The sequence below is a fragment of the Paenibacillus andongensis genome (genome assembly GCF_025369935.1).
GTDB lineage: Bacteria > Bacillota > Bacilli > Paenibacillales > NBRC-103111 > Paenibacillus_E > Paenibacillus_E andongensis.
Genome location: NZ_CP104467.1, coordinates 2,515,551 through 2,537,734, shown reverse-complemented (window position 1 = coordinate 2,537,734; position 22,184 = coordinate 2,515,551). Strand labels below are relative to the sequence as shown.

At 43.1% G+C, this 22,184-nt stretch carries 16 protein-coding genes; 6 read left to right on the top strand and 10 right to left on the bottom strand.

Annotated features, from left to right (window positions below; translation table 11 throughout):
* Positions 1 to 49: 49 nt before the first annotated feature.
* The gene (locus tag NYR53_RS11370; protein ID WP_261305262.1) at positions 50 to 1,564 is read left to right on the top strand and encodes a sulfatase family protein; all 1,515 of its coding nucleotides are present in this window, start codon (positions 50 to 52) and stop codon (positions 1,562 to 1,564) included.
* Positions 1,561 to 2,406, top strand: coding sequence for an AraC family transcriptional regulator (locus NYR53_RS11365; RefSeq protein ID WP_261305261.1), 846 nt, complete (start codon positions 1,561 to 1,563; stop codon positions 2,404 to 2,406). Before NYR53_RS11370 ends, NYR53_RS11365 begins: the two co-directional genes overlap by 4 nt.
* A 97-nt stretch (positions 2,407 to 2,503) precedes the next feature.
* Here NYR53_RS11365 and NYR53_RS11360 read toward each other — a convergent pair whose 3' ends face one another.
* The 9 genes from NYR53_RS11360 to tsaA all read right to left on the bottom strand — a co-directional run bounded on the left by NYR53_RS11360 (position 2,504) and on the right by tsaA (position 14,882).
* The gene (locus tag NYR53_RS11360) at positions 2,504 to 3,355 is read right to left on the bottom strand and encodes an aldo/keto reductase (protein WP_261305260.1); all 852 of its coding nucleotides are present in this window, start codon (positions 3,353 to 3,355) and stop codon (positions 2,504 to 2,506) included.
* A gap of 25 nt (positions 3,356 to 3,380) precedes the next feature.
* Positions 3,381 to 5,141, bottom strand: a complete 1,761-nt coding sequence (locus NYR53_RS11355; RefSeq protein WP_261305259.1) for a glycoside hydrolase family 2 protein — start codon at positions 5,139 to 5,141, stop codon at positions 3,381 to 3,383.
* Between the two features lie 26 nt (positions 5,142 to 5,167).
* Positions 5,168 to 7,240 (bottom strand): sialidase family protein, encoded by a 2,073-nt coding sequence (locus tag NYR53_RS11350; protein WP_261305258.1) that lies wholly within the window; start codon positions 7,238 to 7,240, stop codon positions 5,168 to 5,170.
* A 100-nt stretch (positions 7,241 to 7,340) separates the two neighbouring features.
* Positions 7,341 to 9,707: a family 43 glycosylhydrolase gene (locus NYR53_RS11345; RefSeq protein WP_261305257.1), complete on the bottom strand. Its 2,367-nt coding sequence runs from the start codon at positions 9,705 to 9,707 to the stop codon at positions 7,341 to 7,343.
* Positions 9,708 to 9,808: 101 nt separating this feature from the next.
* Complete coding sequence (locus NYR53_RS11340) at positions 9,809 to 10,645, bottom strand: carbohydrate ABC transporter permease (protein WP_261305256.1); 837 nt, start codon at positions 10,643 to 10,645, stop codon at positions 9,809 to 9,811.
* A 19-nt stretch (positions 10,646 to 10,664) separates the two neighbouring features.
* On the bottom strand, positions 10,665 to 11,564 hold the full coding sequence (locus NYR53_RS11335; protein WP_261305255.1) for a carbohydrate ABC transporter permease: 900 nt from the start codon (positions 11,562 to 11,564) through the stop codon (positions 10,665 to 10,667).
* An 80-nt stretch (positions 11,565 to 11,644) separates the two neighbouring features.
* Positions 11,645 to 13,027 (bottom strand): ABC transporter substrate-binding protein, encoded by a 1,383-nt coding sequence (locus NYR53_RS11330; RefSeq protein WP_261305254.1) that lies wholly within the window; start codon positions 13,025 to 13,027, stop codon positions 11,645 to 11,647.
* A 293-nt stretch (positions 13,028 to 13,320) separates the two neighbouring features.
* Positions 13,321 to 14,244 carry an ArsR/SmtB family transcription factor gene (locus NYR53_RS11325; RefSeq protein ID WP_261305253.1) on the bottom strand — a complete coding sequence of 308 codons (924 nt, stop codon included), beginning with the start codon at positions 14,242 to 14,244 and terminating at the stop codon, positions 13,321 to 13,323.
* A 179-nt stretch (positions 14,245 to 14,423) separates the two neighbouring features.
* Positions 14,424 to 14,882, bottom strand: coding sequence for a tRNA (N6-threonylcarbamoyladenosine(37)-N6)-methyltransferase TrmO (tsaA, locus tag NYR53_RS11320; RefSeq protein WP_261305252.1), 459 nt, complete (start codon positions 14,880 to 14,882; stop codon positions 14,424 to 14,426).
* A gap of 173 nt (positions 14,883 to 15,055) precedes the next feature.
* Here tsaA and NYR53_RS11315 point away from each other — a divergent pair, with 173 nt between their 5' ends.
* The 4 genes from NYR53_RS11315 to NYR53_RS11300 all read left to right on the top strand — a co-directional run bounded on the left by NYR53_RS11315 (position 15,056) and on the right by NYR53_RS11300 (position 21,170).
* The gene (locus NYR53_RS11315) at positions 15,056 to 17,338 is read left to right on the top strand and encodes a helix-turn-helix domain-containing protein (protein WP_261305251.1); all 2,283 of its coding nucleotides are present in this window, start codon (positions 15,056 to 15,058) and stop codon (positions 17,336 to 17,338) included.
* Between the two features lie 249 nt (positions 17,339 to 17,587).
* Positions 17,588 to 19,219, top strand: coding sequence for an extracellular solute-binding protein (locus NYR53_RS11310; RefSeq protein WP_261305250.1), 1,632 nt, complete (start codon positions 17,588 to 17,590; stop codon positions 19,217 to 19,219).
* A 177-nt stretch (positions 19,220 to 19,396) separates the two neighbouring features.
* Positions 19,397 to 20,254, top strand: a complete 858-nt coding sequence (locus NYR53_RS11305) for an ABC transporter permease (RefSeq protein ID WP_261306334.1) — start codon at positions 19,397 to 19,399, stop codon at positions 20,252 to 20,254.
* 25 nt (positions 20,255 to 20,279) lie between these two features.
* On the top strand, positions 20,280 to 21,170 hold the full coding sequence (locus NYR53_RS11300) for a carbohydrate ABC transporter permease (RefSeq protein WP_261305249.1): 891 nt from the start codon (positions 20,280 to 20,282) through the stop codon (positions 21,168 to 21,170).
* 30 nt (positions 21,171 to 21,200) lie between these two features.
* On the opposite strand, the gene NYR53_RS11295 is transcribed toward NYR53_RS11300, so the two are convergent.
* Positions 21,201 to 22,049 (bottom strand): helix-turn-helix transcriptional regulator, encoded by an 849-nt coding sequence (locus tag NYR53_RS11295; protein ID WP_261305248.1) that lies wholly within the window; start codon positions 22,047 to 22,049, stop codon positions 21,201 to 21,203.
* Between the last annotated feature and the right edge of the window lie 135 nt (positions 22,050 to 22,184).

Below are 22,184 nucleotides of genomic sequence, written 5' to 3'. Positions count from 1 at the left end.
TACGACCTTATTCTTAAAATATAAATATATTTCTTGGAGGAAATGCCGGATGAAGAAACCTAATATTTTGTTAATCACTAGCGATCAGCAGCATTGGAATACGCTAGGTGCTTTTAATTCAGAAATGAAGACACCGAATCTGGATCGTCTGGTGAAGGAAGGAACTACATTTACACGTTCGTATTGTCCGAATCCCACTTGTACTCCGACTAGGGCTTCCATCATTACCGGCATGTATCCAAGCCAACACGGAGCATGGACATTAGGCACGAAGCTGTTAGAGAATGTTCATACGGTAGGAGAAGATTTCCGTGAAGCCGGTTACAGATCTGCTCTCGTAGGCAAAGCTCATTTTCAGCCGTTAGCATCAACTGAGCAATATCCATCTCTCGAGGCTTATCCGATCTTACAGGATCTTGATTTTTGGAAGGAAAATAACGGGCCCTTTTACGGTTTTGATCATGTAGAGTTAGCACGTAATCATACGAATGAGTCACATGTCGGCCAACATTACGCACTTTGGATGGAAGAAAAGGGCTGTTTGAACTGGCGTGACTATTTCCTGCCGCCAACAGGTACGATGGATCGTTCCCTTCTCCATAAATGGCCTATCCCTGAAAAATATCACTACAATACCTGGATAGCAGAAAGGACCAACGCTCTTTTGGAGCAATATAAAGAAGACGATCAAGGTTTCTTCCTCTGGTCCAGCTTCTTTGATCCTCACCCGGATTATTTGGTACCTGAACCGTGGGATACGATGTATGACCCGAAACAGCTGACCATTCCTGTCGTTACGCCCGGCGAGCATGATCACAATCCGCCTCATTTTCATTTAACGCAAATGGAGCACCCGGATTTTGAACCCTGGAATGAAGGGGATTTTGCCGTACACGGATATCATTCCCACTCGGAGCTATATTCCGATCATGACCGCAAACAGCTGGTAGCAACCTACTATGGCATGATCAGTCTAATGGACAAATACATTGGAAATATTCTCAACAAGCTTGATGAGCTGGGGCTTGCAGACAATACGATCGTTGTATTTACAACAGACCATGGGCACTTCTTTGGTCAACATGGCCTTCAGGCCAAAGGAGGCTTTCATTACGAAGACCTTATCAAAATTCCATTTATCGTCCGGTATCCTGGTCAAGTTCCAGCTGGGGTAACCTCGCCTGCCATTCAGTCATTGGTAGATTTGGCCCCTACCTTTTTATCTCTATGTGGCATTTCGATTCCCCACCATATGACAGGTTTGGATCAATCACAAGTATGGTGCGGTCAGAAGAGCCAAGTCAGGGATCATGCCATCTGCGAGTTTCGCCATACCCCGACGACGATTCATCAAAAAACGTATGTTGATGAACGGTATAAAATTACCGTGTACTATAACCAAACTTATGGTGAAATCTTTGATTTGCAGGAGGATCCGGGCGAAATCCGTAACTTATGGAATAATCCAGAGTGCCAATCCTTAAAATCAGAGCTTTTGTTGAAATATGTATGGGCAGAGCTAGGCAAAGAGTCTATGGCGATGCCTCGAGTCTGGCATGCATGACGATGTTGAATAAACACGGCAAGACTGGACCCGTTTATCACCTGCCTTCAGTAGGAGAGCCTCCTCCTCTGAGTGTGCAGTTCTTGGGGATTAATCACTGTGAACCGGATTACAGCAATATTCGGAAGCTTGCAAAAATTACAGTTTTCGGTTTTGTACTTTCAGGGCAAGGCTGTGTTAAGGTCGGTACCCACTCCCATATGGCTCGTCAGGGAGACGTATTTATCCTTCCAGCAGGCTGCTTCCATGAAGTTGCCTCCGATATTGATCACCAGGAGCAATGGAGCTATATATGGCTAAACATTAGCGGAAACTGGATTCTAAAGATGCTTGAAGCTTATCAACTGCTTCCTCATATCGTGACGCAGGATAGCGGGTTGGAATATTTGTTTATAGAGGCTATTGAAGCGGCTAAGCAAAAGTCAGTTGAGGTCTTGCAAACCGAGCTTCAGGTCATTCTTATGCGAATCATCGTCAGCCTCTCTGAAACATTGCGTAAAGGAGGAGATGCTTTAACATCAACGGTTCAAGCTATAAAGCAGTATTTGGATAACAGTATCCTGCATCCATTCGACTCGACTCAGCTCTCTTCACTTATTGGCCTCTCGAATAAACAAATGAATCGCTTATTTAAAAGAGATCTCGGAACGACCATTTATCACTATGTCATCACAAAAAAGCTAGAATCCGCTAAACGGATGCTGCTTGACACACAACTGACCATAAGCGATATTGCTTATAAGCTTGGATATGTCGATCCGCATTATTTTTCGAACCTGTTCCAAACTAAAACCGGTGTGAGACCAAGCGACTTTCGAAAGATATTTAGTAAAACCCAATAGACAGAAGAAACCAGCAAACTTTTGTTAAAGTTGCTGGTTTTTTCGTCTTTAATTGATTACAACTAGATCCACTTTCAAATGGCTTCTGGCTTGTGAATCAAAATTGGACTCCGCCTTGGCCGCGATCAAGCTTAAAATCCCAGCGCCATTCTTTTTCATCCACAGTACTGACATTATCCAAGACTTCTTGAATGGTCCGCATACCACATATGGCAACGCAAACATCGGGATTAGAGAGAACAAAATCTAAGGCAATCTGATGAGGATTGATCGTCTCAAGTGACTCTGGCGCAACGCGCTTCATAAAACGATAAAGGGATTGGCTCGTCAGCGGCCTCATGACGACGACTCCAACGTCATGCTTAGCGGCTTCCGGAATAATTGGATCTGCAGCACCCTGATAAAAGAGATTATACCGAACTTGAATGACATCAAAAAATCCAGAACGAATGGACCAAAGCAATACGTGATCAGGAACTTCATTCGTGATTCCTATGTAACGTATTTCCCCTTGTTCTTGACATACTTTTAGTGCATCCAACGGTCCGTCATTCACAATTCGGTGATAATCCTCTTCCGTTAAATACCCTCCATGGAACTGCATGACGTCGATGTAATCGGTCTGAAGATGCTTCAAGCTGGCATCGACGGATCGAATCACATCATCATAACCAAAATGCGAGGGAACTTTTGTAGCTATATACGCATCGTGACGGCGTTCTTTCAACACAGCTCCAATAATACTTTCGCCTAGCCCATTTCTATATCCCTGTGCCGTATCGATATAATTAATTCCCTTGTCCAACGCAGCATGAAGCGAATCGATAACCACGTCACGACTTTTCGTTGCTTCATAAGGCTCCAAATAGTTATCCAGTCCCATCGGTGCGCCACCGAATCCAACACAAGAAACGTTTAAGTTCGTACGTCCAAGTCTTCTATATTCCATACTCAACACCTCTTTTGGTTAACTTTTAAGCGAGGTTAATTTCTTTGATAAGCTCGAGTGGAATCTTCGGTTTCCGGTCTTCAGTGAGCAGTCCGTTCATTTCCTGCTGGACATCCGTCACCTGCGTATAACAATACCCACATATGTAGTCGATATCCTTAATCGCTTGGGTAATGCCCCGGAACCGCTCAACAAAGGCCTCTTCCGTCACGACCTGATTGCCATACCCCCAGCCTTTATCGGTTTGGAAAGCGATCCCTCCAAATTCGCTAATGATGATTGGCTGTCCACGATACGTGTATCCTTGGGCTAGGGCATATTTCCCATTATTGAACGCCCATTCGTTGTTTACGATAGGGGATTTATCCGCATAACGCTGAAGGAATTCCGTACCGCTTTCCACATAATCATGTAACGTCAAAATATCTGAAACGGTATGTTCCCATCCGTCATTTGTGATGACAGGACGATTCGGGTCCATCGATTTGGTCAAATGATAGATACCTTCAGTGAACTTCTGCTGCTTACGGTCAGTCAAAATTTGCATGATGCCCCAAGACTCATTAAAAGGCACCCACGTGATGATGCTCGGATGATTATACTGCTGTCTTACAATCTCGATCCATTCCTTGGTGAAGGTCTCAACTGCCTCATCATTAAATTCATAGGTGGCTGCCATCTCAGACCATACCAAAAGCCCTTTGACATCACACCAATATAGGAACCGCGCATCTTCAATTTTCATGTGCTTCCTCACCCCGTTGTATCCCATGGCGAGAATAGCATCGATATCCTCTATCAATGCTTGGTCCGAAGGCGGCGTCAAATGACTGTCGGGCCAGTACCCTTGGTCCAAAATTAACCGCTGATAAATCGGAATATTATTAAGGAGAACTTTTCCTTTTTCTATGGAGATTTTCCTCATGCCGAAGTAAGCATACACATGGTCGATGACGACGTCATCTTTAATTAAAACAAATTCCACATCGTATAAGTTCGGACTTTGCGGAGACCATTTGATTACCTTCCACGGACCATTCGCTTCATGCAGCAAATCTACCTCCAATTGCAGCCAAGGCCGATCCACGATCAAAGCGGTTTGTTTGAGGATCTTCCCCTTATAACTGATTCGCGTCTCTAAGCGAAGCTGCCCCTGCTCTAATTCACAATGCGTATGGTATTCAAAGCGTACCGATTGACTGTCGAGATCAGGTGTCATTTTCACGGACTTGATATAAGATTCCGCCACATACTCCAACCATACGCTTTGCCAAATTCCAGTCGTCTGCACATAAAAGCATTCGAAATTGTCGTTCACCCAACGCTGCTTGCCGCGTGGTTGCGTGCAGCTCTGGCTGTCCTCTACCTTCATGACGAGGCTGTTAGACTGACCAAATTGAATATAGGGCGTAATATCAAATGAAAACGCAGCGTATCCACCTTGATGCTGACCTACATAAGTTCCGTTCACCCACAATTTGGCTAGATAGTCCACCGCTTGAAAATGCAGGATGATCCGTTTTCCTTCCTTTTCCTTCGGAACTTCCAGTGATCGGTGATACCATATATGAGGGTGAAATACCTCTTCACCAATGCCGCTGGCCTTCGTTTCATAGGTGAACGGAACCATGATCTTGAGGTCCCCCTCAAACTCCTCGTACCACTTTTCTTTCTCTCCAACGTTCCCGTCATCAAAACGGAATTCCCACTCACCGTTTAAACTATCCCATGCTTCTCGTACAAACTGAGGTCTTGGATAGTCCTTTATATACATTTTTGTCGACATCTTGTGATGATCACTCCTATTTCGCTTTAATTGGTTCGAAAAAATTCAACATTATCGATATCTGCCCATTGGCTGCTGCTGCTATTCGAAGCGAAAAATCCGACGGTCACCTGACCACTAGTAACGCTAATACCGGAGATCGTCACTTGCGTCCAAGTCGAAGTAACCGGGAAATTGGTTTGGCGAGCAATCCCGCCATAGTCTTTCACTTCCATATAGTTGCTGGTTTGGCCACCGCTGCTCCTCAAATAAGCTCGCATCGTATACGTTCCGTTTTGAAGACCTGTAATGGTCTGGCCAACATAAGCTGTTCCTGGTGAACTAATGCCAGCAAGACCGATGAAGTAATTCCCTCCACCAGGTGCACGCGCAATGCCGTCGTTAATGCCATGAATGTGAATCCGATCTGGATAATCGGACCCATAAGTCGTCCATCCGTTCACATTTGCCGTTTCAAATCCCCAGTTATTCGTGAGATTGACATTCAGCGGAGTGGTCGAAGCTGTTTTGAAAAATTCAACGTTGTCAATATCCGCCCATTGGCTATCGCTTGTATTCGCAGCGTAAAAACCGATAGTCGCCTGTGCATTGGTTACACTAATCCCAGAGATGGTTACCTGCGTCCAAGTTCCTGTAACGGGAAAATTAGTTGTCATCGTAGCTCCGCCAAAGTCTTTCACTTCCATATAGTTACTCGTTTGGCCGCCGCTGCTCCTAATATACGCTCGCATTGTGTAGGTACCGCTGTCTAGACCTGTGATTGTCTGACCAATATAGGCAGTACCTGGAGAACTGGTTCCAGCAAGACCGATGAAGTAGTTTCCACCACCAGGTGCACGTGAAATACCGTCATTAAGTCCATGAATGTGAATCCGGTTAGGATAATCGGCTCCCGAAGGCGCCCATCCGTTCACATTCGCCGTTTCAAAACCCCAATTATCAGCAAGATTCACGTTGGAAGGAGTCCCTGCATTTCCCGTACGCAAGTAAATACCGGTACTTGGGAAGTTGGCGGATGTGACTGCCATAACTCGAGTCGTATCTACAACCATTAATGAATTCCAGTTGGAAAACGTCGTATCCGATACAGGGAATACATTATACAAATAACCCCAAGTCGATCCGTTATCGGAGCTGATCATCGTTCGCATCGAAGAATAATTGTCGCCCGTATTGGCGCTGGAATCATCCGTTTGGAAACTGGCCATTAATCTGCCATCACCTAGTTTGACGACATACGGCGCGCCGGCTTTTTTTCCTGCATTCGTTGGAATAAACATGGTTTGCCGTGTGCCTGACCAGTCTACGCCATCATTGGAAATTTTATATTTGATTCCAAATGGATGCCCGCTAACGTCCGTAGCTTCGAATATCACAATGTACCTGCCGTCTGCCATCCTTGTAAAAACAGGCATCCCGTCTCTGGAAGCATTAGCTACCCCGTCGCTGACAACTGACGCACTGCTCCATCCGCTTCCGTTCCAAGTTTTCATCAACAATTTTTGCTTCCCCGAGGTACCGACAACAGCTGAACTATCGTCCGCATACATGACGGAAATCGTGCTTCCCACATAACCGAGGAATGGCTCCCATACCCCAGTGAAGGAGGTTTCCGATTCGGTCGCTATTTGTCCGTTTGCCAGATCAGACCAAGTGCTGCCTCCATCACTGCTCTTTCTAACTTTCAAATAAGTGGTGTATGTGCTGCCTGAGTGTACGACCAAGCGATATGCCAACCAAATGTCTCCATTGGTTAATTGAAGCATTTGACCGTTGCCAACATCCCCGCTCGCATCTGAAACGGCTGTAATAGGTGCCCCCCATGTAAGGCCTCCATCTGTGCTTTTCGCTAACTTGACTTTGGTAAAACCTCCGTCAGCTGTAGAATCAAAGGAAACTAGTAAGTTGCTGCTGCTCACCTGAAGCATCCGTGGATACCAGACTCCACCTGTACCAGTTGTGTAAACGGCCGTGTTTGCAGTTGGCCAAGCCATGCCACTTGTTGCCGCTTGAGCCATATTGAAAGGAATAATAAGCAAAGCCACCATCATCAAAACCATCATTAAATTACCCAAGCGCAAACGAATTCTAGCTTTCATCTTTACATTTCCTCCTTTGGAAAAATGTTAATCGAATCGCTTTTTTCATTGCGTGCTTGTGCCGTACCTAGAAGTAATTTAAAGCAATTGAACGATGAGATCACCTCCTTACTAATGACAAATTGGCAAACTCCCATGTCGGAGAAGTAGAACGAATCCCTACTTTTCCATGCATCCATGCATTCGTATCTGTCCATTCCAAGACGGGTTGCGTCAAACCGTTTACAAATACCTTCATAGTTGGTCCGTTGACATCTACAGCGATATGTATGATCGAACCTGTGGCAAAACTGAGCGGAGCTGAGGCTACTTCATTCTGTTCGTAATTCATTTTCTTCAGAATCATACGTCCGTTGCGGATGGTCAATTGGTAGCCCATGAAAGAATCCCTCACTTGCGCGGGGAACTCCGATTCGTTCGTGACTCGAAACAAAAGTCCAGCCTCTTCAATTGAATCCGCTGTGGATTTCAAATCAACTTCCACCCGGTAGTCCGTCCATTCATCATTGCCCGCATACATTTTCGCATCCGAGCCCTCTTTCTGTACGGTATACCCGTCTTCATTCTTTATCCAATCGCCATACATATCTTCAGGTACTATTTGATCAAAAATATGTGAGAGCTTTTCGGCTGGTAGTTCTGCGATTTTGTATATATTCAAGAAACGGTAATTCAATTTTCCTTTGACAAGTTTTACTGTCAAAATATGCTCGCCTTGCGTAAGCTTCATATTTCCTATGTGCTTTTTAACCCACAGGTTTCCTTCGCTCTGCCTCACATTGCCTAGTTCGAATCGTTGAGTTTTCCCATCAACCTGCAGTTCCACGACATTTCCGTCTCCGTCTTCCTGCATCATGGCATCGAAACCATAGGTTCCGTCTGACTCCACATTAATCCTATAGGCTAGCCAGTCCCCTTTTCCCGACATTGCAACGGCATTACTGCCATCTTCGCTCGCTTGAATCGGAACACCGTCGTCTTCACGCATAACAGACCCTTTTACGGGATGCCCAACATGAAACCCTTTATCTTTTTCTTCCAAATAATGAACCGCCTCGATACTTCCGGGAACCGGTTTAGCCGTCTCAAAGTCACTGCTGCCGTCGGCTTCGTTAGAAAATGCCGTGAATTCCAAAGTCGGCTTAACATTTCGATAGGTATACCCAATTTTCCCCGATTTCGCAGTGATGTCTGTAACCGTCAGCTTATTCATTTGATCAAAATAGACCTTCGTGCTTCGGGTATCATTTTCAACTCGAATGGTATGCACTTTAGTAAAGTCCATCGATTGGGGAAGCTCCGCGGTTGCAAGCTGCTTCCTCTTCCCGTCCTTCATTTCGAACAGGGCTATACTTCGCAGCGCGGGATCTACACGAACAGAGTTAAAATTATTATCATCCGTATAGGAAAAGACGGTCTCGAAAGAAGTCTCCCCCTTCCGTGTATTCTCCATGTTCAAGCGAAAATTAAATTCCGCTGTAAACCGATTCTTATCGGTAGCTTTGTTGCTCAACCAAGTCGTTTCATCTGCTTTGGCGCGAATATCCCAATGCTCCTGTTCCAGCGGTTGATGGACGCCATCATAGAAATCCGGCAATCTTGGAACCGGTTGAGGAAAATGAGTGCCATCGCCGAGAACAACCATTTTCTCGCCGTTAAAAACCATTCGGTCCATGTTTAGCATGCGAACCGGTGGCCCTTCCGCCGAATGGCCGATTAAATTATGATAAAACATATAATAAGAATCGAGGTTGGGACCTATCACACTGGAACTGTGGCCCAGCCCATTAAATTCTTTACTCGTGTTGATTACGATCGGGTTATTTTCCGGCACTTTATAGGTTCCGATAGGCGAGTCCGTCGAAACAGCGTAATTAATCCGATATCCTTTACTGAACACGTGATTTCCTGTATAAGTCATGAAATACTTGCCGTCGCGCTTAATAATCATAGAACCTTCTGTCCAATGGCCCAAAAAAGCATTAAGCGTATTCCCCTCAGTCATCGTGTAAGGATCTGACATTTCGTGTCCAATAATACCTTTAGCACTCGCATGCGTAAAATACCATTTGCCGTCATCATCGATAAATACAGAGCCATCAATGGATAAGCCCAAATTATCAGTTTGAATCGTGAACGGTCCTTTAGGGCTCTCGCTGCGTAGCACATAATGGCCTTTCCCGGCAGGCGAAGTATACATATAGAAATACCCATTCCAATAAACGACTTCCGGTGCGTAAGCCCCTTCAGTAAGGGGTTCTTCCGTAACAAGCCCTTCATATTTCCAATGAATCAAATCGCTCGAGCTCCAAGCTTTAATACCCACACGAAAATCCTTCGTACTGCAATACAAATAATAGATTCCGTTATACCGCATGACATAGGGATCGCCTATCCCGTAATCAGGCCATTCCTGCTCAAGCGCCAATGAATTCTGATACGATTCCCCAAGCGTGGAATTCAACATAGGATCTCTTCCTTTCCCGCTAAATGAAATTGTAATCACGATGGCTAATAGGAATACACCTAGCCCCATAACCATTCTTTTCGTCCGTATCCTGCGATTGATCATTTTAAACCGCTGATACTTAAGGATTCAATAAAGTACCGCTGGCAGAAGAAAAACACAATAACAACCGGCAATAGAGCGATCAATGAAGCTGCCATCATATTAGGATAATTGGCTTGCGATATATAGTTAGATTGCAAACTTGCAATAATCACTTGAATCGTTTGTTTTTCAGTCGAATGCAAATAGATCACGGGTCCAAGAAAATCGTTCCATATCCCCATAAATCCAAGTGCAGCTTGTGCGGCAATTGCAGGCTTAACGATGGGCAGCGCTACAGTGACAAACGTTCGGAAATAGTTCGCACCGTCGATTTTGGATGCATCAATTAAATCCGAAGGAATGCCCCCTTGCATAAATTGTTTGAAGAAGAAGATCGTGACGATGTTACCGAATAAGCCGGGCACAATAAGAGGAAGCAGCGTATCTACCCAATTCAAATAAGAAAACCCGATAAATTGAGGAATCATCACCACGGAATATGGAATCATCATCGTTGCGAGTAAACAAAGAAAAATAGTCTCTTTAAACGGAAAATTAAATTTGGAAAACGCATAAGCAGCCATCGCGGAAACAAACAATCCCACGCTCAAAACACACACCACAATAATGAGACTATTCATAAAGCCGGTTAACAACGGGGCTTTATTCCAAACCTCCGTAAAGTTATTCCATGTAAATGGGTTCGGTATCCATTTCGGCGGGAGATCAAACACATGCTCTTGCGTTTTAAATGCGGTCGAAACCGTCCATACAAACGGAGCTAACATAATAAAAGAACCGAGAATCAAAATAACGTAGGCCGTTATATTCATAGACCGCTCACTTCTATTCATCGAGCAACCCTTCCTTCCCTTAGTCGTTATATACCCAACGATTGGATAATTTAAATTGAATGAGTGTGATGATAAAGATGATGATACCTAACACCCATGCAACCGCACTGGCGTACCCCATGTTGAAATACTTAAAAGCTTCATTAAAAATATAGAAGACAATGGTTGCTCCGCTGTACTCCGGTCCCCCATCTGCGGCCATAATGTACATTTGACTAAACGATTGGAATGTATGGATAATTCCCATGACAATAACAAAAAAATGAATGGGGGAAAGCAACGGAAACGTAATATGGCGAAAAAGATGCCAACGGCTCGCACCATCAACGGTTGCCGCTTCATAATAATCAGAAGCAATCCCCTGCAGCCCCGCCAAATATAGAACCATAGTTCCGCCAATGCCTCCCCATAAGCCCATAAGAATGAAAGAAGGCTTTATCCAATGCGGATCACCTAACCAGTTGGGTCCCTGGATACCGAAGATTGCATAAATCCAATCATTGATCAGCCCATAATCATTATTCAAGAGCCATTGCCATAACAAGGCAACAGCAATGATAGGTGAGATGACCGGAATATAGTAAATGGTTCTAAGGAAAGAAATTCCTTTTAGCTTTCGATTCATCAGAAGAGCAAACAGAAGGGAAAAGAACATACCAATGGGTATACCAATCAGTAAATATAAAGTGTTATATAATGATTTATAGAACTTTTCGTCCAATAGCATTTCTTTATAATTTTGGGCACCATTCCATTTGGCAGGCGAGACCATGTCCCAATCCATAAAGCTTAATACAAACGATGACACGATTGGCGCAAGCCCGAAAATGAGAAACCCGAGAACGGGAATTGCTATAAATAAGTACGACCATATGATTTCACGCCGTCTAAAACCTGGTATTTTCCGTGCCGTTATCATACTCATCCCACCTGTTTTAGGACGAAGGACGAAACTGGAAGCCATCGGCCTCTATTTTCGTCCTTCTGTATCCTTATTTATTATTTCTTGTTTCCTTTATCGTAGAGCTCTTGAAGCTTAGGTTTCATTTCTTTAGCCCAAGCCTCAGCCGTTTGTTTCCCTTCCCATACGCGGCTTACTTCTTGGTTAAAGGTGTCGAGCCATTTCGTATCTACGGATCCTGCAGCAATCGGCGGATGACCGTAATCTTGTATGATGTCCAGGAATACTTGGCGATTTGCCGGAGCCTTATCCATTTTTAAGAACTCGCCTTTCGCCATATCGACCAGATTCGGAACCGCTTGACCTAACTGGTAGTTTTCTTTCTGAGAGTCACGATCTAGACTCAAATAAGAAGCCAAGTTAAAGGCATCTTCCGGAAATTTAGTTTTGCTGGAAATCACGAAACCTGCAGAGCCTAACCAAGTTGCCGTCTTTCCTGTTTTCGGGCTTGCCGGCCAGGCTGCAATATCCCATCCAAAAGGCAGCTTCCAGAAACCAGGCTGATCCCACGGCCCCATTGGGAACATACCTATTTTGCCTGCAACAAAGCGGGCATAGCTGCCTTGCGCTTTCTCATCGGTTGGCGAAGGACTAACTTGATATTTCAATCTTAAATCAGCTACGAATTGCAAGGCTTCTGTGAAAGCAGGCTCGTCAATTTTGATGGTTCCTGTATTGTAATCAATATAGTCTCCACCATTAGCCCATACGGCTGACTCCAATGAGTAGCCCGCTACACCAAAGACATCGATTTTCCCATTTGCCCCTTTTGTCGTGATCTTTTGGGCAGCTTCAATCATATCATTCCAAGTCCATTCGCCAGCTTTTGCGCTCGGATATTTTACTCCCGCTTTATCAAACAGATCTTTGTTATAAGCGAATGCCCAAGGGCCTACATCTTTAGGTAAACCGTACAAGCTTCCTTTTCCTAAAACTTTACCATCAAAGCGATAACGGTCTAAACCTTTCTTCCACACATTACTCTCATCAAAAGATGTTGACGTTTTGATTAGATCATCCATCTTTAGTAGAGTTCCGCTGCCGGCAAGCTTTTGAAACAGAGGCTCGCTCGCATAGAAAACATCCGGCGCTTTACCTGAAGCAACTAGCGTTTCTAACTTTTGGGAATACTCAGCAGGGGGTACAATCGTATATTTCACTTTCTTTGTAGGATACTTCTGCATATAGGAATCTGTTAGCTTTTGAAATACAGCCTTTTCTGTATCTCCACCCCAACCCATAAAGGAAATCTCGGAATTCTCTGCTGGTTTGGCTGTTGCTGCTGCAGGTGTTGCTTGGCTAGACGTAGTGGGTTTGTCCGTCGTTTGCGTTGTGCTTTTTGAACATCCCGTTACAACCATGGCGAAACTCAGCATGAAAGGCAAAGCAAGCTTAACCGTTTTACTATTCAATACGTGCATGTAAACTCCCCCAATTAAGATTTTGGTGTAATAAGGCATAGATTTGAAAAGTTATTAGTATTAATTGTGAAGCGTTTGCAAAAACCATAATCCTTCCTTTTTTAATTTAATAAACATTTAATTTGTTTTATTACAATTTAAATGTTTATATTCACACATTACTTGGATATCACACTTTTGTCAACGGTTTCATTCAATAATTATGTTTATTTTAACAAAATATAGCGATAAAGCTCTATTGTTACAATTAATATGTAACAATAGAGCTTTATCGTATTGCCTGTTCTAGATTTTTACACATATTGAATTTTCATCACAATTGCTTGGGCATAATCGCCGAAGCCGCGACCAAATAAGTTGATACCTCCACGGTGCAAAGCATCTGGTTTAATCCCAATTTTGAATCCAATGAACGGATATTCCTCAAGATGAAGATCCGTAATCGAGACAGAGGATGTTTTTTCATTATCGATGGAACTCCGCTTCTCATCCACTCTCCATGTTTTCAGAATACCGTATTGCGTACTGCTGTCGTTCCACCACGAAGGGTTAAGCTTCCCTCTATGATCACCGAAATCGCCCGGTGAAGTCCAGGTTCCTATCTCTATGCCATTGACCCATACGGTAATGTCTGAAGGCCACTCATTGTTATAGTTAGGCGCTTCCGAACAAATTTCCAACGAAAACTCGATGGATTTGATCGTTGCATGCTGTGGAATCACTTTCGGAAACCGGTATTCGACCCATCCCTGCCGCAACCATATGATTTCAGCTGTTTTACTTTCAGGGTGATAAAAGCTAACCGGATCATCTTCCGGAATGATCATTCCATTTAAATTAGCCATACCGCAGGTTGGAGCTACTTCAAAGTTAATAAAATGACCGATAGGCATCTCGATCTCATACAAATCGTTTGGATTTTTATACATGGCAATTGGGTTCAAACTCATGTGCACGTCATCGAAGTTACGGCTGCAAACCTTCATTGCCCCTCGAGTTGCAGGCTGTAATTCCGTTAAGATGAGCCCTGATTCCTCCAATACCTTAACATTAATCGCAGTAGTCGAAACTGGAATATTAAGCATCTCGGCAATTTCAATGATATTCAGATTATGATGTTGTAAGAGTAGCTTGATGATATTGATTCTGGTGTGAGAAGAAAGTGCATGAGCAACAGCGACTAATTGATCTGGTTCATTAATTGTTAATTCCAACATACATAATCCCCCCATTCACTAACTGAATTTTCAAACTTGCAAATGTTTTTTACAATATATTAACGAATAATCCCATCTTTTGTCCACTTATTATATAACAAAATATAATTTAAGTAATAAAACGATCTTTATGTATTAATAAGATAAAAAAGATGATGATGAGTTACTTAAATCTAAGATTATTCCCAGTATTCTTTCATAAGGTCTGATACCCAGTATGGCTGCTTAATCTCACCTTTCGGGGCAAATTCCTTCATTACAGGCTTCAAGTCCAACACTGGTGTTCCGTTTATTGCATCAAGACCTTTTATGTAAATTGTTTTTCCCTCGCGCTTCAAAACCTCTACTGTAGTTAGCCCCAGTTTGTTTGGCCTATTTTTACCCCGCTGTGCAAAAATCCCTACCTTTGGGTACTCTTTATTATTACGAGGGTGTCTGGCTTCGAATTGAATATGTTCATCTTTCACTTGGTTAAAGTAGAAAATGACTTCTAGATGGGAGAAATCCTCAATACCCTGTACGCTTTCTTCGCTAAATTCACTTGTGAGTTCAATGGTGGATACAATATTGCCCCAATAATCATCTTCAATTGCTTCTCTACTGTTTCTGATATATGCGATGGGTTTAACGCTGAACATAGGTTACCTCCAATATATTGGATAATTTTATTTTACATATTTCCATTTTTTATTATAATTCAAAACAAAGGATATTAAAGCCTAAAGAAAGTCGGTGATTTCTTCGCCGTTGATTTATCTCATCTTGTAATCGCTTACTTCAATTTGATGTGTATTTCAGAAGGGGGACACTTATGAAAAAAAACAGGTTCAACCTGTTGGCCAAATTGTTGATTTCCTATATTTTGGTGCTGCTGTTTCCCGTCATTGTTATTCTATTCTACTATTACCCGTATTCGACGGACGTTGTGAAACAAAAAGAAAAGGACTGGAACGCTCATGTCACCGAACAGTTCATGAACTCGATGGATATTTTCACACGTTATGTGTACAACCTTCCGTCAGAGCTTGTGAACAACCAGGAGATCAAGTTGTACTTGGCTGGAGATGACGATTACCAAAGAGTCATCATTGCAAACGAAATGCGGAAATACAATGCGACGGATGCCTTCATCGACAACACCTTTTTGTATGTCAAAAGCATCGGCTTTCTGTTTGCCAAGACAGGAAGTGCCTACAGCATTCACGATTTCGAGCATCCTGGCGTCGGGTATTATTACGAAAACTGGCCATATAAAGCCATGCTCGAGGAATTGAACAACATAACTACACCAACAGTCCGACCTGCGGAAAGCGTCATCGAATCCGGCAATAACCGGACGCGAATGCTGACTTTCTTATCACCGTTGCCGTTAGGCGGCCTCAAATCTCCCGGTACGGTGCTCATTATGGTGAGAGAGGAAACAATTATCCGGCTGATGAAGTCGGTATCCGAAGCTTATAATGGTGATTTCTTTATATTTGATCAAAAGGGAAACCGGTTGGTCGCTTCAAATGAGACCTCTTACACCAATTCGAGTGAATTCAAAGATCTGGTGTCTGGCTTAGGCGAACGTCGGTCAGGATCTGGTATTTATCAGATCAATGGCAAATCTTTTATCGTTTCACATGAAGTATCAGATAAAAACGGCTGGAAATATGTCACTTTGATGGCTGTATCTGAAACATTGCAAGAAATCCGATTGATCCAGCGTAATACCATCGTTCTTTTTATTCTCATTTTATTGCTCGAAGTGATCGTCATCTATGTGTCCATCCGTAAAAATTATCATCCGATCAAAGGTTTGGTTCATTTTGCCAAAAACATGTTTACGCTAAGAGAACCGCAAACGATGAACGAATTCGATACGATACGGTATGCGCTGGATCAACTTTCATCCGCCAATAGCAGGCTGGACGAGAAAGTGAGAAGCACGCTGCCGGTCATGCGTGATAATCTGTTATTTGAGCTGATATGCGACCGCTATCCTTCATGGGATGCGTTTCAAGAGGAAGCCACTCCGTACGGAGTATTCTTCAACTATTCTCATATTGCGGTTGCTGTCCTTACTTGTGAAACAAAAGATGGCGGCATCGAAGCGGTTGCAGAATATTGCCGGTTGGAGGAGAACAGATTACCTGAAGGACTTCAAGGGTACTTCTTCAATAGCATTTATTATCAAGAGATCGTCTTTGTTTGTTCTCTCGACCCGAGCTTTCAATTGAAGGCGTATCTCTGCGGTCTTCAGGAGATGCTGCTCGAACGGACCCGTATACGTACACTAATCGGAATTGGCGCATCGGGACAATCCCCGGAAGGTGCTCACCAATCTTATTTGCAGGCCATTCGCGCTGCCGAACATCTACGGGTACGAAATCAATACTCGGTTCTTGTGTTCAACGAAATCGAGTTCCAGCAAACCAGCGCAGTTTCCTATTTTGCGGAACAACTGCAATCCCTTGAGCTGCTCATTTTAAAAAACGACGTCTCCGCAGTCGAATTAGTCATGGAGCGCATCATCGCATATATCGGACACGACGGTACACCTCCGCATACGGTCAGAGCCGTTTATTTAAACACGGTCATCGTCATATTCAACGGATTGCAGCGTTTCCGGCAGGGCGACCAAAACTTGCTGCAATTGACCAGCGTCTCTTCCCTCCATCGATACACGATCGAGCAGATGATCGATATCATGCGTGAAAGCTGCTGTAAGCTGTGTGATCTCATCCGCAGCTCCCAGCCATCTTCCAGATCAGCATCACAGAATGACATCCTTGCATTCATTGAAGGAAATGGCATGGATCCTGAATTTTCGCTGCAGCTAATAGCCGATCATTTTAGTATGTCGATTTCGGGCTTCAGCTATCATTTCAAGAAAACGATGGGACAAAATTTCAAGGAATATATGGATCAGCTTCGTATTCAAAAATCCATTGTATTACTTCGAAGATCAGATGAAACGCTGGAATTGATCGCGCAGCAAGTCGGCTATTCGAATACGTCGAGTTTTATTCGAACCTTTAAAAAAGTGGTCGGCATTACCCCTGGTCAATTCCGGGATTCAAACAAAGTGAAAGGAAGCTACCCGTTGTAGACAGCGTGGTAGCCGTTTTTTTTCGTAAAGGTTGCAACTGATGTGCATTTTTTGAAGATAGGCAATTTTTGAAAATCCGGCTGTAAGAGGCATCTGCAAGCGTTTTCCAATACCGATGTTAAGCGTTTTCAAAAAATGGGGATTCATCAAAAACTGATCGTTTACGCCTCCTCGAACGCAGATTAAAGTTAAGGTGCATTCAGCAAGGATCTTGTACATAACCAAATCTTTTGAGGGGTGATGATGGCAATGCGTAAAAAATTATCAATTGTACTATCGCTGTTAATGGTTTCTGCCGTAGTAATGGCAGGCTGCAGCGAATCCAGCTCCAAAACTGAAGGAACTAGCGACTCTGGTTCGGGAACTGCGGGTAAAAGCAGTGCGAAAGTGCAATTAACAGGCATTATGGTCAAACACTCGCTTACAAAACCGCTTGCAGAAATGGAATGGCTGAAAAAGGCGGAAGAAGAAGCTGGCGTTGAAATCAAATGGCAAGAGATTACGGCAGACTGGGGACAGAAAAAAGGGACTATGCTTGCCAGCGGAGATGTTCCTGATTTATTTGTTGGTCCTAATGTCATAACAGACGCCGATTTCGCACAATTTCAAGGCTTGTTCCAAGATTTCTCTGATTTGGTCAATAAAGACGCTCCGAATGTTCAAATGATGTTCAAAGCTAAACCCGAAACAAAAGACATTGCTACACAGCCTGATGGGAAAATTTACGGCTTGCCCAAATACCAACGCTTTTGGCCTGCTTCTGCTACTAGACAATTTATCAATAAAAAATGGTTGGACAATCTGGGATTAAAAATGCCGACAACGTGGGATGAATTATATAACGTACTTGTAGCATTTAAAGAAAAAGATGCGAACGGCAACGGCGATCCGAATGATGAGATCCCCATGGACTGGCCGGGAGGTATCGGCGGATATTTCAATCCTGCTGTTCTATTGGGAAGTGAAGGCATTACTTTATCCGATGGAAGCCCCCAAGGTTATTATGTAGAAAACGGGAAAGTGAAAAACTTCCTGATCGACGACCGGTTTAAAAATTTAATCGTATTTTTGAATAAATGTTACGCTGCCAAATTAATTAACCCAGAAGTATTTACGCACGATTACACGAAATACCAGTCGATTGCCCGCGGCACCGGAGATACGGCGAAAGTCGGCTTCACATGGGGCTGGGTCGCATCGGACAGATTCGGAGACCAGGTGGCGCCGCAATATGCGTCGATGTCCCCATTAAAGAGTTCAGCGGACTCTAACTCTAAACTATCTTGGAGCTATGATTACAACTCCCTAAACTTTGGAAGCAACATGGTCGTCATGTCGGCGAAAACGAAGAATAAAGACGCGGCAATGAAATTCATCAATAAACTGTATGATCCTAAAGTCAGTATGCAAGTCTTGTTCGGTTCATTAGGAACGAATATTAAGGATAATGGAGATGACAGTTACAGCGTATTGCCGCCGACAGATTCCAAAATGGATCCTGGGACATGGAAATGGACGTCTACGATGGCGGATAACGGACCTATGTATATTGCTGACGCTTTAAAATTGAATCTCGGCAAAGATATGAGCGAGGTCCTCACGCAATCCGAACCGTTGAAGGGCGCTCTGAGTGTAAGTACGAAGACCGACGTCTACCCTAATTTGTTTATCAAATATTCGACTGCGGACAATAACACATTAAGCTTGAACAACACGAATCTTATGAATTTGGCGAATCCCAAATTTGCGCAATGGGTCACGAAAGGCGGCATTGACGCCCAGTGGGATGCTTATGTGAAAGAATGCCAAAAAGCCGGTTTGCAGCAAAATATCGAGATTATGCAAAAATACTACGATAGCTTCACAAGTAAGAACAAATAAAAATGCATGATGATAGATGCTATGCTTTCTATGCGGACGGCATAGCATCTTTCTAAAAGGGAGAATGCCTGGATGAACTCTCAAATAAGTGAAATCAGCAAAAATACGGCCAGTATCCGATTAGCTAGAAAACCGACTGTCGTAAGCACGTTCAAACGCGACCATCAGTTGTGGATTATGATTTTTCCGGCAATCGCTGTTATATTGCTATTTAATTATGTGCCGATGTACGGCATTCAACTCGCTTTCCGGGACTATGATTTTTCCAAAGGGATCACCGGAGGAGCATGGCACGGACTCTACTATTTCAAACAATTTATAAACAGTTATTTGTTTGCCGATTTAATGAAAAATACGTTTACCATCAGTTTGGCGACGATTGTATTCGGGTTCCCCGCTCCTATTATTCTGGCGTTGATATTGAATCAGATCAGAAATAAAAAAACAAAGCAAACCTTACAAACGACCGTGTATTTACCCCACTTTATATCGACCATCGTACTAGTCGGGATGCTAAATGTTCTGTTATCGCCGGAAACCGGCATTGTTGGACACTTGATGAAATCTATTGGAATGGGCGATATCAATTTGCTTGCTTCTGTAAAAACATTCATGCCCGTCTATGTACTTTCCGATATTTGGCAGCATTGCGGATGGAACAGCATTATTTATTTAGCCGCGCTTTCCACGGTCGATCCGCAATTGTATGATTCCGCCAAAATGGATGGAGCCAGCAGATGGCAAACGATACGCTATGTGGATATACCTGCTATTGTGCCTACGATGATTATTTTGTTTATTCTCAGCATGGGGAATGTGCTCGGCACCGGCTTTGAAAAAATCTTTTTAATGCAAAATGCGTTAAATCTCCCTGTTTCCGAGGTTATTGCCACTTATGTTTATAAGATCGGTATTGTATCTAATCAATTCAGTTACTCGTCGGCAATTGGTTTGTTCAATACGGTCATTAATTTTATTTTCTTGATTGCCGTGAACACCATCTCGAAGAGATTTTCAAATATGAGTCTATGGTAATTTGGATGTGAAGGAGGTAGTAGGCTTGGGTCTATTAAGCAAAAACGGCAATGACATCGTCTTCCGCCTTATTCTATTTGTGCTGTGTGTTTTGATCTTTCTCATCATTGCATATCCTTTGTTTTTTATTATTATTGCATCTATTAGTGACTCCACCCTTGTTTCAACCGGTCAAGTTTTATTAATACCGAAAGGCATCAGTTTTTTTGGATACCAGGAAATTTTTAAAGACGCCAGAATTTGGGTCGGTTATCGAAATACACTTGTATACACGCTGCTCGGAACTTTTGTAAATTTGCTGTTTACTTTACCGGCAGCCTATGTGCTATCAAGGAAAGAATTTAAGGCTAGACGTGCATTAATGTTGATCTTCGTCATTACGTTATTTTTTAATGGAGGATTAATTCCAACTTACTTATTAATGAAAGGGCTGCACTTGACAAACACGATGTGGGTTTTTATTTTGCCATTTTCCGTTAATGTGTTCAATCTCATTGTTGCACGAACGTTTTTTGAAACGTTGCCATCGGAATTGTATGAGGCAGCTGCCATGGACGGTTGTTCTCATTTCAAGTATTTTATACAGGTGGCTATGCCCTTGTCCAAAGCGCTTATATCCGTTATCGGCCTTTATTACTTAGTAGCACACTGGAATGATTTCTTCACGGCCTTAATTTATATCAGAAAAAACGAGCTGCAGCCGCTGCAAATCATATTAAGGGATATTCTTTTATCGAATCAGGTTTTTGCCAGTGGAGCAGGCGTTGGCGGCGATGCGGGGGGCTATGCGCAAAAGTATGCCGATCAAATCAAGTATGGTGTTATCATCGTATCTACACTGCCAATTTTAATCCTCTATCCTTTTATCCAAAAATATTTTGAAAAAGGCGTTTTAATCGGCTCGATAAAAGGCTGACCGTCCCTTTACTGTGAACATGTTCTTTTATTATTTATAATATAGCAATCGGTTTGCGTATACATTCCGGTAATCCGTCGGAGTCAAGCTAGTTATTTTCTTGAATGATTTGGTAAATGAATGGCTATCCGGAAAACCTAGCTGCATAGAAATCTCATTAATCTTTTGATTGGTATCCGTCAGCAGAAATTTGGCCGCCTCCATCTTTTCTTGCATCATGAATTGCTTTAAGGAAATACCTGCCATAGAAGAAAATAAGCTGGAAAGATGTTTGGCGTTATAACCAAAATGTTTAGCAAGTTGTGTAACTCTTATATTCTCTTGCCGGTTCCATTTGATGTAGTCCACAATATCATTGTAAAGCTGCTGCTTTAGCAGCTTCATAGATTGGTTTTGGGCCAAAAACATCTGGTTGTAAATCTCGCACAAAATGCTGGTGGTCAAGTAATTGTTTAAGGTCTGTTCCCTGTAGCTGCGAATGGAATCCTGCAATTGCTTCATCATCACAATGAGCTTTTCGGGACTGCGCAGCGTACCTGTTTGGGGAAGGACGATAACTCCCGGTTCGTAGACATGCTCGAACGCCGCTTCATGAATCGTTTCAAGCCCGTTCACTGAAAAATGTAACCAATAGAAGCTGCAGTCGGACTCTTGGTAGCCATATTGCCTCGTACGGGGAGGCATGATCAGGAACTCCCCTTCCCTTAGGGCGAAGCGCTCTGTGCCGCATGAGATGTACATCGTTCCGCGGGTTTGAATGAATAACTCATAATCCATTAGTAATCGATTCATATGCTTCCACTCGGGAGATGGCGATACAAATTTCCCTGTCATATCCATGACCACCGGTACATCCACACGGAATTGATAAAATACCATAAGAACTGATCCCTGTCCTTTCAGACTTTTTCACACTTGGCTTAAGTACAGAGTAGCAGAATAATATGGTTATTTCCATGTATGATGAGGCTGTTGGAACAGATAACTGTAAAACCGACGTAACGAAACACTACC